The organism is Dermatophilaceae bacterium Sec6.4 (assembly GCA_039636865.1).
Lineage (GTDB): Bacteria > Actinomycetota > Actinomycetes > Actinomycetales > Dermatophilaceae > Allobranchiibius.
This window is the reverse complement of record CP144172.1, coordinates 3,101,270-3,117,347: the sequence shown is the minus strand read 5'-3', so window position 1 is coordinate 3,117,347 and position 16,078 is coordinate 3,101,270. Positions and strand designations below refer to the sequence as shown.

10 protein-coding genes are annotated in these 16,078 nt (G+C 64.6%); 4 read left to right on the top strand and 6 right to left on the bottom strand.

Annotation, left to right across the window (positions count from 1 at the left end; genetic code table 11):
* The first annotated feature begins 21 nt into the window (after positions 1-21).
* Positions 22-1,656, top strand: a complete 1,635-nt coding sequence (gene pruA / locus V3G39_14870) for an L-glutamate gamma-semialdehyde dehydrogenase (protein ID XAS75916.1) — start codon at positions 22-24, stop codon at positions 1,654-1,656.
* Here pruA and V3G39_14865 read toward each other — a convergent pair.
* Both V3G39_14865 and V3G39_14860 read right to left on the bottom strand, forming a co-directional pair.
* Entirely contained in the window at positions 1,653-2,144 is a 492-nt protein-coding gene (locus V3G39_14865; GenBank protein ID XAS75915.1) for a DUF2505 domain-containing protein, read from the bottom strand. The two genes, pruA and V3G39_14865, sit on opposite strands and share 4 nt — an antisense overlap.
* Entirely contained in the window at positions 2,141-2,701 is a 561-nt protein-coding gene (locus tag V3G39_14860) for a hypothetical protein (protein XAS75914.1), read from the bottom strand. Before V3G39_14860 ends, V3G39_14865 begins: the two co-directional genes overlap by 4 nt.
* A 144-nt stretch (positions 2,702-2,845) precedes the next feature.
* Here V3G39_14860 and V3G39_14855 point away from each other — a divergent pair, with 144 nt between their 5' ends.
* Together V3G39_14855 and V3G39_14850 are read left to right on the top strand one after the other, a co-directional pair.
* Positions 2,846-7,675, top strand: coding sequence for an NAD-glutamate dehydrogenase (locus V3G39_14855; protein ID XAS75913.1), 4,830 nt, complete (start codon positions 2,846-2,848; stop codon positions 7,673-7,675).
* 63 nt (positions 7,676-7,738) lie between these two features.
* Positions 7,739-9,247, top strand: coding sequence for a PAS domain-containing sensor histidine kinase (locus V3G39_14850; protein ID XAS75912.1), 1,509 nt, complete (start codon positions 7,739-7,741; stop codon positions 9,245-9,247).
* On the opposite strand, the gene V3G39_14845 is transcribed toward V3G39_14850, so the two are convergent.
* Positions 9,210-9,458, bottom strand: coding sequence for a WhiB family transcriptional regulator (locus V3G39_14845; GenBank protein XAS75911.1), 249 nt, complete (start codon positions 9,456-9,458; stop codon positions 9,210-9,212). The genes V3G39_14850 and V3G39_14845 overlap by 38 nt on opposite strands.
* A gap of 255 nt (positions 9,459-9,713) precedes the next feature.
* Between V3G39_14845 and V3G39_14840 the strand changes: the two genes are divergently transcribed.
* Positions 9,714-10,148, top strand: a complete 435-nt coding sequence (locus tag V3G39_14840) for a hypothetical protein (protein XAS75910.1) — start codon at positions 9,714-9,716, stop codon at positions 10,146-10,148.
* 12 nt (positions 10,149-10,160) lie between these two features.
* On the opposite strand, the gene V3G39_14835 is transcribed toward V3G39_14840, so the two are convergent.
* The 3 genes from V3G39_14835 to V3G39_14825 form a co-directional block, all read right to left on the bottom strand.
* Positions 10,161-10,943 carry a hypothetical protein gene (locus V3G39_14835; GenBank protein XAS75909.1) on the bottom strand — a complete coding sequence of 261 codons (783 nt, stop codon included), beginning with the start codon at positions 10,941-10,943 and terminating at the stop codon, positions 10,161-10,163.
* A complete protein-coding gene (locus V3G39_14830) occupies positions 10,940-14,323 on the bottom strand; it encodes a pyruvate carboxylase (GenBank protein ID XAS75908.1) in 3,384 nt (1,127 codons plus the stop codon). Before V3G39_14830 ends, V3G39_14835 begins: the two co-directional genes overlap by 4 nt.
* A gap of 141 nt (positions 14,324-14,464) precedes the next feature.
* Positions 14,465-16,030, bottom strand: a complete 1,566-nt coding sequence (locus V3G39_14825) for a DHA2 family efflux MFS transporter permease subunit (protein ID XAS75907.1) — start codon at positions 16,028-16,030, stop codon at positions 14,465-14,467.
* Between the last annotated feature and the right edge of the window lie 48 nt (positions 16,031-16,078).

The window sequence follows — 16,078 nt, the reverse complement described above, 5'->3', positions numbered from 1 at the left end:
TCTGCTGAGGAGCCGTTTTTGATGGATGCCGTCACGTGCGTACCTACCCCTGTGAACGAAGCCGTCAAAGAATATCGACCCGGTAGCCCGGAACGGGTCGAATTGGTGGCGGCGCTGGAGACAATGGCTGCCACGCCGGTAGCACTGCCGCACACGATCGGCGGCAAGCGGGTGATGGGCGGTGGTGCTGAAATTCTCGTGCGTCAGCCGCACGCCCACGCAAAGGTGCTGGGCACGATGCGCAACGCAACGACCGGTGACGCCCAGCAGGCCGTCGATGCTGCCAAGGCGGCCGCGCCCGGGTGGCGCAATCTGTCCTTCGACGATCGTGCAGCGGTGCTCCTGAAGGCAGCCGACCTGCTCTCCGGCCCCTGGCGCGCTCGCCTCAACGCAGCGACCATGCTCGGCCAGAGCAAGACGGCTGTCCAGGCCGAGATCGACAGCGCCTGTGAGCTGATCGACTTCTGGCGTTACAACGTGCACTTTGCGCGCGAGATCATGGCCGAACAGCCGATCGCAAACTCCCCAGGAGTCTGGAACCGCACGGACCACCGCCCGCTCGAGGGCTTCGTGTACGCGATCACCCCGTTCAACTTCACGGCCATCGCGGGCAATCTGCCCACAGCACCTGCGCTGATGGGCAACACTGTTGTCTGGAAGCCGTCGCCGACTCAGCAGCGTTCGGCACAGCTGATCATGGAGCTTTTGGAAACCGCCGGAATGCCGGCCGGCGTGATCAACATGGTCACCGGCGACGGCCTCGACGTGTCCAAGGTCGTGCTCGCGGACCGCGATCTTGCAGGCGTGCACTTCACCGGATCGACCCCCACATTCCAGCACCTGTGGCAGACGGTGGGTGCCAACCTCACGCAGTACCGCACCTACCCGCGTCTGGTGGGCGAGACCGGTGGGAAGGACTTCATCCTCGCCCACCCGAGTGCGGATCCGGACATCCTTCGCACTGCCATGATCCGAGGGTCGTTCGAGTACCAGGGTCAGAAGTGCTCGGCCTCGTCGCGCGCGTACGTGCCGGCGAGCCTGTGGAAGCAGATCAAGGACGACCTGGCCTCCATCACCGACAGCCTTCCCGTCGGCGACGTCACCGACTTCAGCAACTTCATGGGCGCCGTCATCGACGACCGGGCATTCGCCAAGCACAAGGCGGCTATCGACACGGCCCAGGGCCAGGACAATGTCAAGGTCATTGCCGGCGGCACCTATGACGATTCGGTCGGTTACTTCGTGCGCCCGACGGTGCTGGAAGTCAGCGACCCCGAGAACGCGGTGTTCAGCACCGAATACTTCGGACCGATCCTGGCGGTGCACGTCTACGCGGATGCGGACTACGACAAGGTGCTGGACCAGATGGAGTCGGTGGCGTCCTACGCGCTGACCGGTGCGATCATCGCCCGGGACCGGATGGTCGTGGCCGATGCCATGAGCAGGTTGCGCTTCGCCGCGGGCAACTTCTACATCAACGACAAGCCGACCGGCGCGGTCGTGGGACAACAGCCGTTCGGCGGCGGCCGTGCGTCCGGAACGAACGACAAAGCCGGCGCACCAGTCAACTTGTTGCGCTGGACCAGCCCGCGCTCGATCAAGGAGACCTTCGACGCGCCGACCAGTCACCCGTACCCGGCGATGGAGCAGGACTAACTCGCGAGGTAGCCCTTGCCCGTCTCGGCCTCACTCTGGATGGCCGAGACGATGGCAGGGGCTGCCGCCTGTTCGACCTTCCCGCCGAAGAGTGGAATGCGGGCCTTGAGGTCGCCGGCCATCTGCATCACTGTGTCGGGCCCGTGAGTGGTGGCCGTGATGGTGCCGGTCAGACCCACTGGAACGCCCTTGATCTCGACGATCAGGTCGGCCGACCGATTGCCGTCCCCGTCGGCGAAACCCCATGCCTGGGTTTCCACGATCTGCAGCGAGTCGCCGACCATCGACTTGAACTGAGATGGGAACGACGATGTCGACATGCTTCGGTGCGTCACCACCGTGTGACCCTCCTGGGTTTTCTGCACGTCGACACTGTGCTCGGTAGCCCTCGCAGCCATGCACTTGGCGTCTTGGAACGCCGGGTCGATGATCATGGCGTAGACCCGGTCCCCGGGCGCCGGGTAGACCCACTTCTCTTCGATCTTCATGTCGCCAGCGTAGCCATCGCGATGCGGGTCAGACGGCTCTCGGCCCGCACCACACGGGCCAGCACCTGATCGCGATGTTCTTTGGTGTCGGACACGCGTAACTGGGCGGCTTCGCGGCGTAACAGCTGAGCATGATGGCCCAACGCCGTTGCCAGCGCGGTGGTGTGATCCAACAACCGGGTCGCGTCGACGTCGCGCAGGGCAGGCTCGCTGCCGATGGCAGCCTCCAGGCGACGGACCGCGCTGTTCAGCTCGGCAGCGGCGAGTTGCAGACTCGCGGGCGCCCCGGGCAGTCGGCCCTGCTGGATGTGGCACCGCAGCGCGGCTGCGTGATCATGATCATCCGTGGCAGGTGTGAGGGCACGGCCGACAGTGGTGACCCTGCGATATGTGGTCCCCAGCACGGCGCGGTCATGCCAGTGCAGCACTTCCTCGACGATCCGTTCGACGGCAGATGCGACGGCGTCCACGGTGCGGGCATCGGCTGTCTCGACGTGGGTATTGAGCAGCTGCGGGACGGTCGCCGCGACGCCGCGTGCGATCTGCTCCCGATCCATGTCGCACCACCCTAGAGGCTCTTGCGGCGAACCGATCCCTTCCTCCACAGCGGTCCTCCACGGCCGGCGAAAGGGCGATAAGGTCGGGCGACGATGTACAACGACGTACGTCGTTTTGAATCAGCGAAAGTGTGTAAGCACGCCATGAGCGCGGTTCCCGACTCCCGCAACGACCTACTGCGCGAGTGCGTAGTGCTGACCGAATCTCGTGACAAGGGGCTGGTGGAGCAGTATTTCCAGCACGTTGTCGACGTGGATCTCGCCTCCTGCGGGCCGCGGGTGCTAGCGGGCATGGTCGAGAAACATCTCGAGCTCGCCACCGAACGAAGCGCCGGTCAGACGAAGGTCGCGGTGTTCACCCCCACGCAGGACACCGATGGATGGTCGTGCTCGTACACCGTCCTGGACATCGTCACCGACGATATGCCGTTCCTGGTGGACTCGGTTCTTGCCGCGCTCGGCGACCGCGAGGTGCATTCGCTGATCCACCCGCAGTTGCTGGTCGATCGCGATGACGCGGGCCGTCTGCAGCGTGTCCTGGACGGTGGCACCGACGGGGTGCTGGAAGCCTGGATGCACTTCGAGATCGACCTCGCAGCCACCCCCGCCGCCGACGAAGAACTCGCCGAGCGGCTGCATGCTGTCCTGGGTGATGTGCGGGTTGCCGTCGCCGACTGGATGCCGATGCGGGAGCGCTGCACGCAGTTGGCCACCCAGCTCGAACAGGATCCGCCGCAGGCAGTTCCTGGCCCTATTGCCGCACGCACCGTGAATTTCCTGCGGTGGCTGGAGGACGGCCACTTCACGTTCCTGGGTTACCGCGACTACGCACTGGGGCAGGTTGACGGAGAGACGGTCCTACGGGCAGAGAGCGAGAGCGGCCTCGGGATCCTACGCGGTGCGGGGGAGGAGTCGCGTTCGTTCGCCCGCCTCGCGCCGGACGTACGGGCCGGTGCCAAAGAGGCGCGGCTGCTGACGGTGACCAAGGCAAATTCGCGCGCGACCGTGCACCGCCCGCAGTACCTGGACTATGTCGGGCTACGCACCTTCAACGACCAGGGTGAGGTGATCGGGGAGCGCCGCTTCCTGGGCTTGTTCACCTCCACGGCCTACACCCAGTCGGTGCTGACGATCCCGGTCATCAAGGATCGCGTCGAGCAGGTCATCGAACGTTCCGGATTCCTTGCCGACAGCCACTCCGAAAAGGATCTGCTGCAGGTCCTGGAGTCGTTTCCAAGAGACGAACTGTTCCAGACGAGCACCCGGGAGTTGCATCGGACCGTCTCGTCCGTCATGCGGCTGCAGGAACGTCGCCAAGCCGGCGTGATGCGCCGCGTGGACGAATTCGAGCGATTCGTCTCCGTTCTGGTCTACCTGCCGCGCGATCGTTACAACACCGCTGTGCGGTTGCGTATCGAGCAGGTGCTGAGCAAGGCGTATGACGCCAAATCCATCGATTTCACCACCAGCGTCGGTGACTCGACGCTGGCCCGCATTCATTTCGTCGTGCGACCCGAGTCGGGTCAGGTGGACGATGTTCCATTCGAACAGCTCGAGAAGGACATCCTGACCAGCACCCAGACCTGGGGAGAGCGCCTCGGTGATGCGAGCCGCGAGGAGGATGGTCCGGATGCCGCCGCGCGCGTCTCGAGTCTTTATGCCAAGTCCTTCCCAGAGGCGTACAAGGAAGACTTCACTCCTCGCCAAGGGGTCGCGGATCTACGCCGGATCGAAGACCTGGACGGTGCGGGCGACACCAAACTGACGCTTTACCGCGAACCCGGCAGTGACCCGTCTGAGCGACGGTTCAAACTGTTCCGTCAAGAGCGGTTGATCCTTACCGACATCCTTCCGGTTTTCACCGGACTGGGGGTCGATGTGACCGACGAGCGGCCTTACACGATGACCCGCTTGGACGGGGTTGTCGTGCACATCTACGACTTCGGTCTGCGGGCTGCCAACGAGCAGTTCTGGGGTACTGATCAGGACTCCGGCAGAGATGCTGCACTGGTGCGCGAGCAGTTCCAGGATGCCTTCCTCGCGGTGGTGCACGGGCAGGCTCAGTCCGATGGTCTGGGCGGGTTGGTGCTTCGGGCGGGCCTTGATTGGCGGCAGGTCTCGATTCTGCGGGCCATCGCCAAGTACTTCCAGCAGATAGGTTTCGGGCGCAGCCAGCGGTTCGTCGAGCAGACCCTGATCGGAAATCTGGATCTGACGCGCGGGCTGGTTGAACTCTTCGAGAACCGCTTCGACCCGAGCATCGAATCGGACAGCAGGAGTTGCCGGCAGGACGAGATCATCGAGGGTCTCGACGCGGGTCTGAGTGACGTCAGCAGTCTTGACGAAGAAAAAGTGCTGCGGACCGTCATGGAGGTCATCCTGGCCACCATGCGTACCAACGCATTTGCCCGCAAACCTGACGGGTCACTGCTGGACGTGCTCAGTTTCAAGATCAACCCGCGCGCGGTCAGCGGGATGCCGAGTCCCAAGCCACGCTTCGAGATCTGGATCTACAGCCCGCGCGTGGAGGGGGTCCACCTGCGGTTCGGCCCGATCGCGCGCGGCGGGCTGCGATGGAGCGATCGCCGCGAGGACTTCCGCACCGAAGTGCTGGGTCTGGTCAAGGCTCAGACGGTCAAGAACGCCGTCATCGTCCCGACCGGGTCGAAGGGTGGCTTCTTCGCCAAGAACCTGCCCGATCCCGCCGACCGCGATGCATGGCTGGCTGAGGGCATCGCCTGCTACAAGCAGTTCATCAGTGGGATGTTGGACGTGACGGACAATCTCGTGGACGGCGCCGTGGTACCACCGGCGAACGTCGTGCGCCACGACGGGGACGACAGCTACCTGGTGGTCGCCGCGGACAAGGGCACGGCATCGTTCTCCGATATCGCGAATGAAGTCGCTCAGGGATACGGCTACTGGCTGGACGACGCCTTCGCCTCCGGCGGGTCGGCAGGGTATGACCACAAGGTCATGGGCATCACTGCGCGTGGTGCGTGGGAGTCCGTCAAGCGGCACTTCCGCGAGATGGGTGTGAACACCCAGGAAGAGGATTTCACCGCCACCGGTGTCGGCGACATGAGTGGTGACGTGTTCGGTAACGGGATGCTGTGTTCGCCGCACATCCGGTTGATCGCGGCCTTCGACCACCGGCACATCTTCTTGGATCCCGAGCCGGAGGTAGCTGCGTCCTTCGCCGAACGTAAGAGATTGTTCGAACTGCCGCGCTCGTCGTGGGCCGACTACGACTCCAGCCTGCTGTCGGCCGGCGGCGGGGTCTATCCGCGGTCTGCCAAGTCGGTACCGATCAGCGCCCAGGTGCGTGCTGCCCTGGGGCTGGCCGATGACGTGAGCAAGCTTGCACCGGCGGACCTGATGCAGGCGATCCTGCTCGCACCGGTCGATCTTTTCTGGAACGGTGGAATCGGGACCTATATCAAGTCCTCCGTCGAGATCAATGCCGACGTCGGCGACCGCGCGAACGATGCAGTTCGGGTCAACGGAGCAGGTCTGCGCTGCAAGGTTGTCGGGGAGGGCGGCAACCTGGGTGCGACCCAGCTGGGCCGAATCGAAGCCGCGCGAGCAGGTGTACGTATCAACACCGATGCCATCGACAACTCAGCCGGTGTGGACACCTCCGACCATGAGGTCAACATCAAGATTCTCGCGACTGATCTGGTCCGTCAGGGCAGGCTCGAACGTGAGCAACGCGATGTACTCCTGCACAGCATGACGCAGGACATCGGACATCGTGTGCTGCGCGACAACTACGAGCAGAACGTGCTGCTCGGCAATGCCCGCGCACAGGGCGGCGCGATGATCAGCGTGCACCGTCGCTTCATCGACTGGCTGGTGGCTCGGGGCGAGTTGGACCGCGAGCTGGAGTTCCTGCCCAGTGACGCGGCGATGGCGGACCGCGAGGCGCGCGGTGAGGGGCTGAGTGCGCCAGAATTTGCTGTTCTCGTCGCCTACGCCAAGTTGGTACTGAAAGCGGACCTGGGCAAAGCGAGTCTTACGCAGGATCCGTGGTTCGAGGCCACTTTGCTGAACTACTTCCCAGCGCAGTTGCACGACGACTACGCCAAGGACATCGCCGAGCATCCGTTGCGGCGCGAGATCGTCATCAATTCGGTCGTCAACTCGATGGTCAACCGCGGCGGTATCACCTTCGCCTTCCGCGTCCAGGAAGAGACCGGGGCAACCGCGGAGCGGATCACCCGGGCTTTCGTCATCGCTCGCGAGATTTTCGACATGGCCGGTTTCGTGGGGCAGGTCGAAGCACTGGACAATGTCGTAACGACCGATACCCAGACCCGTCTCTATCTGGAGTTTCGCCGGCTCATCGACCGCGCAGCCCGGTGGTTACTACAGAGCAGGCCCGCTGCGCTGGACATCGGCGCTGAAATTCAGCGGTTCGAGCCGGTCATCGCACAGTTGAGTCCGCAGATCTCATCCTTCCTGCAGGGTGCGGAGTTGAAGCGCTGGGAAGCCACTGTGCAGGACCTGGTGGATCACGACGTACCGCAGGAGCTGGCGCAGTGGACTGCCGGACTGATGGATGCATATTCGCTGCTGAACGTGACCGAACAGGCCCGCGACAGCGACACCGAGCCGCGTGACGTGGCCGTGGTCCACCACGCCCTGTCCGAACGATTCGGTGTCGATCTCATGTTGGAGGCCATCTCTGCCCTGCCGCGCGAGGATCGTTGGGATGCGTTGGCACGTGGCGCGGTGCGCGACGATGTCTACAGCGTGCTGGATTCCTTCACGGCGGCGGTGCTGGCTGCGACCGACAGGGATTCCTCAGCGCAGGCGCGGCTCAGCTCCTGGACGGATACCAACAGTGAAGCTGTCGAACGGGTTGCTCAGGCGCTGCGCGGGCTCACCGAAATAGACAAGCCCGGGCTGGCCCCGGTGTCGGTGGCATTGCGGACGCTGCGGTCGGTGATCCGGTCGGGGTCTGCAACCTAGTGCAGTGCATCAGAAATAGACGGGCGGGGACGCACCGCGGGAGACCGTCAGTAGGCTCACGATGTGCCCTCGCTGAAAGATGTCGTTGCGGGACATACCGCATTGCAGGCTGCTGATGTCGCCTGGCTTCATCTCCTGGTCGCCGACTGGCAGCTGATTGCCGATTTGTCGTTCGCGGATCTCGTGCTGTGGGTGCTGTCCACCGAGGACCGGTGGGTGGCAGCTGCTCATGTGCGGCCGACCACAGGGGTGGGTGTACACACCGAGGACCTCGTCGGTCAGATGATGGATCGCAGCGAAGACGGATTCGTCCGAGAGGCGCTGCACCACCGGCGGCAGGTGCGCTCGGCAACGCCGCTGTGGCGGGGGGAGGTCGCCATCCGCTCTGAGGCTGTGCCGGTGATGCACGACGGGCGGGTGCTCGCGGTGCTGACCCGATACACGAATGTGGGCTCGATGCGGTCGCTGAGCCGGTTGGAAGTGACCTATCTCGCCATTGCGGACGCATTGGCCGCGATGATCGCTGCGGGAGATTTCCCGCAGCGGGACGCCGAGACCCGCGGACGACCGGGGGCGCCGCGGGTAGGGGACGGGGTGTTCCGCCTGGATCCCGACGGGGTCGTCCTGTACGCCAGCCCCAACGCCGTGTCCGCGACGCATCGACTCGGATACGACGGGGAGGTCATCGGTGCTCGGCTGGCGAGCGTCCTCAGTCAGGTCCTACCCGAACGTGGCCCGGTCGATGAACAACTGATGCCGGTTCTTACCGGTCGGGCCCCGTGGCACACCGAGATAGATACCGATGACGCCATCGTCAGTGCGCGAGCAATTCCGCTGCTGGAGCGGTCGGAACGAGTGGGTGCCGTGCTGCTGGTCAGGGACATCTCCGAGCAGCGCCGACGCGAGCGGGAGCTGTTGACCAAGGACGCGACGATCCGCGAGATTCACCACCGGGTCAAGAACAATCTGCAGACGGTTGCTGCTGTCCTTCGACTTCAGGCGCGACGGTTGCAGGACCCGGCCGCGAGGGCATCGCTGGAGGATGCGGTGCGTCGGGTGGCAACGATCGCCGACGTGCATGAAACCCTGAGTACGCGGTTGGACGAATACGTCAGTTTCGATGAGATCGCGCGGCGCTCGATAGCAGCGGCCATTGAGATCGCCAACCGGTCCGGAATGGGCGTCACCGGATCCTTGAGCGGATCATTCGGCCTGCTGGGGGCGGATGACGCCACGACCGTGGCGATGATCCTCGCAGAGTTGGTGCAGAACGCGGCCGAACATGGATACGCCGAGCATGGCGGTCACATCGAAGTGCACGCCGGCCGGCAGCCACATGCACGAGGTGACAGGAACATACTTTTCATGCGGGTGACTGACGACGGGTCAGGGTTGCCCGCGGGTTTCGAAGGCAGGCCCGGCGGTCTCGGCACTCAGATCGTCAAGTCGCTCATCACAGATATGACCGGTCAGATCCAATGGAATCGGGGATCGGACCTTGGCACCTCGGTGACTTGCGAAATGGTTATCGCGATCAACCCGCGCGACGGGCCCGCGCGTTACGACGCTTGAGTGCCCGACGCTCGTCCTCGGACAAACCGCCCCACACGCCAGCATCCTGGCCGGATTCCAGTGCCCACTTCAGGCAGGTGTCGATGACAGGGCAGCGATGACAAACAGCCTTGGCGTCTTCAATTTGCTGCAGGGCGGGTCCGGTGTTCCCAATCGGGAAAAACAGCTCGGGGTCCTCGTCGAGACACGCAGCGCGGTTGCGCCAATCCATTAATTTTGCTCCTTGCACATGGGAATGCCGTGCGATTACACGGCTTCGAGGTAGTCCTCTGGCTGGGGCTCAGCGTGTCGGCAGACGCTTCAGGCACCGTGTGTTCACACGCTCTTTCACCCGAACAACGACGCATCACGCGAAGATGTTCCTACTCTCACAGATTCCAACGTGATCGCACAAGAGCTATCGGTCAAGTTTTCAGTCAATTGGCTGAGGTATTCATCACACTCGATGGGCAATTAGCATTGCAGGGTGCCGCCCAGCGACGACAAATCTGCCCCCTGCCCCCCGTTCTGGCGACGCGTAGTGCCTGCCGTGCTGATGGCTGGTCAGGGCGCGGCACTGGGGATTCTGGCGGTGGTTCTGCTGGTCCGGACAACGTTGGACAGCGGTTCGGAAGCGGGTCGGTCGGTCACGTTCGATCTGCTGGTTCTGATTTTCGCGGCGGGCGCACTCCTCATCGGGCGAGCGTTGTGGCGAGGTCGTTCGGCGGCCAGAACGCCGACGGTGATCTGGGGCATCTTCGCCGCGTTGGCAGGCTCGACGCTGGCGAGAGGCGGCGCCCCAGTTCTCGGTGTCTGCGTGATAATTGTGGCTGCGCTGACGTTGGTGTCGGCGTGGCTGGCGCCGCTGCCCGATGAGAACCCGGACGATGCCCATCGCGACGAGGACGCCTCCACGCGCTGACGGTCACCTCCGTCATGATCCAGTCGCGGTCAGCGGCGTGCCGACACCCGTTCGAGGCAGGTGGCCGACGAGGTCTTCCACGACGATCGGGAAGATCTGAGCCCGCACTATTTTGGCAGCGTCGTCGGTGCTCTTGCCCAGAGCCCCGTCGAAGTTTGCGAACTCGACATCCAGCCAGCCCGCGACTGAACCGTTCGAGATGAGCAACGATGCCTGCCCGTTGGACAGGAAATAAACACCCTTGGCGCCGTAGGTGCCAGGCGCGTAGAACGTGTCCCCACTGAAGCGACCGGTGACCTGCTGAGCCTGCCGGGTCGACCAGGCGCGTGTCATCGCCGAATCTGCGCCGAATCCGCGGAGGATGACCGTCAGCGCAGCGACCTGGGAGGTGTTCTTGCCGAAGGTGACCGACCAGTCACAGCGAGTGTTCTTGGCCGTCTTCGCGCCCGAGGGCAGGGTCAACTTGATGCAGCTGGCGGCGCCGATATCAGCAGCATCGGGGAAGAGCGACTTCAGTTGCCGGCTGCTCAGCGCAGTGTCGGCATCGGGCCAGGTATTCGGGTCCACGTTGGGATCGCCCGGTGTGCTGGTGGTCAGTGTCCAGGTCGGCGACTGCACGGTGCTGCGTTGAACCGACCCCGGTGCGGAAGCCCCAGCGACGAACACTCCTGACGGCGACTGGGCGGTCCAGCTGGGCGGCCCGCTGTACCCACCCGACGCGCAGGACACCAGGACGAGAGCTGACCCCACGGACGCGGTGGCACCGACAAACCTGCGGACCAGGCGGGAGATCATCGAGGCTCCACCACCAGCAGCAGATCCCCGCCCTCCGCCTGACCGGGCCCTGGCATCACGACCCGACGCACCGTCCCGCCCACGGGGCAGGTGATGCTCGCTTCCATCTTCATGGCCTCAATCGATGCGACCGTTGCGCCGGGGGCGATCTCGTCGCCGATGGACACTGAGACAGTGACGACCCCGGCGAAGGGGGCAGCGATGTGCCCCGGGACGCTGGAATCGGCACGCTCGGCAGCGGCTACTTCGACCTTTGCGTTTTCGTCTCTGACCTGCACGGGTCGCAGTTGCCCGTTGACCAGGCACATCACGGTGCGCAGACCGCGCTCGTCCGCATCGCCGATGGATTGGATCGAGAGCAGGAGACGTTTACCCGGTTCGAGGTCGAGTTCATACTCCACGCCCGGATCCAGGCCGTAAAGGAATTCCCGCGTCGCCAGGAGGGACAGGTCGTAGTACATCTCCCGCGATCGCTGCAGGTCCTTTGTGGGGCCCGGGAAGAGCAACCGGTTCAGGGTTGCCCGCGGATCTGCGGCAAGGTCGGCACTGTCTTGCGCGCCCAGCTCGGGGTCGATCCGCTGAATACTGCGACCGGCAAGCGCCTTGGTGCGGAAGGGCTCCGGCCAACCGCCAGGGGGATCGCCGAGATCACCGGCGAGGAAGCCGATCACCGAGTCCGGGATGTCGAACCGCCCCGGCTCCTGCTCGAACTGCACCGGGTCGGTCCCTGCGCCGACCAGGGACAACGCGAGATCACCCACCACTTTGGAACTCGGTGTCACTTTGACGATATTGCCCAGAATGGTGTTCGCAGCTGCGTACATGTCCTCGATTGCCTCGAAGCGGTGGCCGAGGCCCAGCGCAATTGCCTGCTGGCGAAGGTTGGACAACTGGCCGCCGGGGATCTCATGGTGGTAGACCCGCCCGGTCGGTGATGCCAGGCCCGACTCGAACGGTTTGTAGAGCGCGCGCACCGCCTCCCAGTACGGCTCCAGGTCGCAGACCGACTGCAGGTCCAACCCGGTCGCGCGGGGCGTGCCGTTCGTGGCAGCGACCAGTGCGGACAACGACGGCTGACTCGTGGTGCCGGCCATCGACGCGCTTGCGGCGTCGACTGCGTCGACGCCGGCCTCGATCGCCGCCAGCAACGTCGCGAGTTGGCCACCCGCAGTGTCGTGAGTATGCAGGTGGACCGGCAGGTCGAATCGCTCCCGCAGAGCGGTCACCAGAATGCGTGCAGCCGGTGCGCGCAGCAGACCCGCCATGTCCTTGATGGCAATGATGTGCGCGCCGGCGTTGACGATCTGCTCGGCGAGACCCAGGTAGTAGTCCAGGGTGTAGAGCTGCTCACCGCGATCACTGAGGTTGCCGGTGTAGCACAGCGCCACCTCGGCAACGGCGTTGGTGCGGGTCCGGACGGCCTCGATCGCAGGTCGCATCTGCGCAACGTCGTTCAGTGCGTCGAAGATCCGGAATATGTCGACGCCGGTGTTGGCGGCCTCGACGACGAAAGCGTCCGTCACCCGGGTCGGATAAGGGGTGTAACCAACGGTGTTGCGACCGCGTAACAACATCTGGATCGGCAGGTTGGGCATCGCTGCACGTAGCCGCTCCAGGCGTTCCCAGGGATCTTCGGACAGGAAACGTAGCGCAACGTCGTAGGTAGCACCTCCCCATGCCTCGACCGACAGCAGTTGCGGTGTCATCCGCGCGGTGAACGGCGCGACGTGCAAGAGGTCACGAGTGCGGACTCTGGTCGCCAACAGGGACTGGTGGGCGTCGCGGTACGTCGTCTCCGTCACACCCACAGCCGCCTGCGCGCGCAACGCCCGCGCGAAGGCATCCGGGCCCTGCCGCAGCAGCTGGTCACGCGAGCCGGGCGGAGCCGCGGCGTCCAGGTCGCAGTCGGGCAGTTTGCTGCGCGCACTGTGCGAGATCGTCGAGGAACCATGCGGCTTGTTGACGCTCTGGTAGGCCAGATATGTCAGTAGTTTGGTGCCCCGGTCACCGGGTACCCGCGCGTTCAACAGATCGGGTCGTTCTTCGATGAACGAGGTTGTAACGCGACCGGCCAGGAAGTCCGGTTCCTCCAGCAGGCTCTGCAGAAAGGGGATGTTGGTGCTGACGCCACGCACCCGGAACTCCGCGAGTGCTCTGCGGGCCCGCCGCACCGCGGTCGCGAAATCTCGTCCGCGGCAGGTCAGCTTGACCAGCAGTGAGTCGAAATGGGCGCTGACTTCGGCCCCGACGAAGATCGTCCCGCCGTCCAGCCGCACCCCTGATCCGCCGGCGGACCGGTAGACGGTGATAGTGCCGGTGTCCGGTCGGAATCCGTTGGACGGATCTTCGGTGGTGATGCGGCACTGCAGAGCCGCCCCGCGCACCCTGATGTCCTGCTGCATCAGCCCGAGGTCCGACAGGGTCTCGCCGGCGGCGATCCGCAGTTGGGAGGAGACCAGGTCCACATCGGTGATCTCCTCGGTGACCGTGTGCTCCACCTGGATCCGGGGGTTCATCTCGATGAAGACGTACCGTCCGGACGGGTCGAGCAGGAATTCCACCGTGCCGGCGTTGACGTAGCCGATTTCGGTGGCGAAGGCGACAGCGTCCCTGCACATCCGATCCCGCAGCTCGGCCGGCAGATTCGGGGCAGGAGCGATCTCCACCACCTTCTGGTGACGGCGCTGGACCGAACAGTCCCGTTCGAAAAGGTGCAGCACCGTGCCCTGGCCATCGGCCAGGATCTGGACCTCGATGTGCCGGGGATCCACTACGGCTTCCTCGATGAAGCAGGTTGCGTCACCGAACGCGGATTCCGCTTCGCGCATGGCGGCATCGAGGGACTCGCGTAGATCTTCGGGGCGTTGAACGCGGCGCATGCCGCGGCCGCCGCCACCGGCCACCGCCTTGACGAAGACCGGGTAGCCGATCTGCGCTGCCCCCGCGAGCAGTACCTGCGGGTCATCACTGGGCGGGATGCTGCGCAAAGTCGGTAGTCCGGCTGCTTTGGCTGCCGCGATGGCGTGCGCCTTGTTCCCGGTGAGGTGCAGGACCTCGGCCGGTGGACCGACGAACGCGATGCCGGCCGCGGCGCAGGCTTCGGCAAGAGCAGGATTCTCGGAGAGGAATCCATACCCCGGGTAGACGGCGTCGGCCTCACACTCCCGGGCGACCCGCACGATCTCAGCGGGGTCGAGGTAGGCCCGCACGGGGTGGCCGACGACACCGATCTGATAGGCCTCATCGGCCTTCATCCGGTGCTCGCTCTTGCGGTCCTCGTAGGGGAATACAGCGACTGTGGCTGCACCCAGTTCGGTGGCGGCGCGGAACGCCCGGACTGCAATCTCGCCTCGATTGGCGACTAGAACCTTGCGGAACACGCGAACTCCCTGGGGGTGGCGGCGCTGGTGCGCAGAACCTTATCCGGCAAGAAGGGACTGGTTGATTCATGCGCACATGGCGGACAGCGAGATGGGCGGCGTACCGATCGGTACGCCGCCCATGCCATTGCTTGCTCGATATCAGCCGATGTGCGCGCCGGCGCCACCCTCGGTCTGCAGGTCGTCGTGCTTGACGGTCAGGAAGGCGAACAGTGCCAGTGCGCCCACCAGGATCATTCCGGCTGCAACCCAGTACACGTGCGAGGACGCGTACGTCTGCACGTGCAGCGCGATGTCCTGTTTGCTGGCGGCAATCTGGGCCTTCGTCGGGATCTGGCCGGCGGCAGCGGCTGCCTTGGCCTTGGCTGCAGCTGCGGCGCCGAGCACCTTCCCCTGTGAGGTCGCTGCGTGGGCGAACACGGTGCTCAGTGCTGCGATGCCGATGGCGCCACCGATCTGCTGCATGGTGTTCAACGCAGATGCTGCTGCGCCCGCATCGTCGCCCTTGACGCCGGCCGTCGCGGTAAGAGTCAACGGGATGAAGACCAGACCCAGTCCGAACGCCATGATGGTGATGTAGGGGAACAGGTGGCTCCAGTAGCCGGAGTCCACTGAGAGGTGGGTGAAGCCCCACATGCCGAAGGCCGCGAGAACGGCCCCGGTTCCAGCGATCCATCGTGGGTCGACCCGCGAGACCAGGTTGGTCGCGAGGCCTGCAGCGATGACGATGCCGGCGCTGAAGGGCAGGAACGACACGCCCGTTTTGATCGGGGAGTACCCCAGCACCTGTTGGATGAAGAGGCCGAGGAAGAAGAACATCGCGAACAGTCCCGCGCCGACGATGAGCATTGCGAACAAGCTCACCCCGCGGGTGCGGTCGGTGACGATGTGCAGTGGCAGCAGCGGATGTTCGACCCGGCTCTCGATGACGAAGAACGCGACGACCAGGATCACGCCCGCGATCAGTGGCACCAGGGAGAGCGCATCTCCCCATGAGTGACCTGCGGCGTGCGAGAGACCATAGACGATCCCGAACAGCCCCAGGGTCGCAGTCACGGCGCCGGGGATGTCCAGTCGCGCGTCGCTGCCTTCAGATTCCACCAGTACGCGTGGCGCTGCCAGCGCGACACCGACGCCGATCGGCACGTTGATGAAGAAGGTCCACTCCCAGCCGAGGGCCTGGGTCAAAAAGCCGCCCAGGATCAGGCCGATGGCAGCACCCATACCGGACATCGCCGCGTACACGGCCATCGCACGGTTGCGTTCCTTGCCGACGGGGAATGTGGTGTTGATCAGAGCCAGCGCCGCAGGCTGGGCCAGCGCCGCACCCACTCCCTGCAGCACTCGTGCCGAAATCAGCAGAATGCCGGTCGGAGCCAGGCCGCCCAGCAGCGATGCGACCGAGAAGATCGCGATACCGGCGACGAACATCTTGCGGCGACCGAAGAGATCTCCGAGGCGCCCGCCGAGCAGCAGCAGGCTGCCCAGCGCGAGAGCGTAGGACGTGACGACCCACTGGACCTGATCGGCCTGGGTCAGCCCGATGGAGGCATCAGACTGGATACGGGGCAGCGCGATGTTCACAATGGTGGCGTCGAGCACGATCATCAGCTGCGCAAATGCAATGACGATGAGCGCGACCCCGAGGTGGCGGGTCTTGGGCGGCGGTTCGGTCACTTCGACCGATTCGGCGGTGGCGGCGGACATGGTTCTCCTTGAGGGATGAAGCAACTGCTGTGGGCTGAAAAAAGGCTG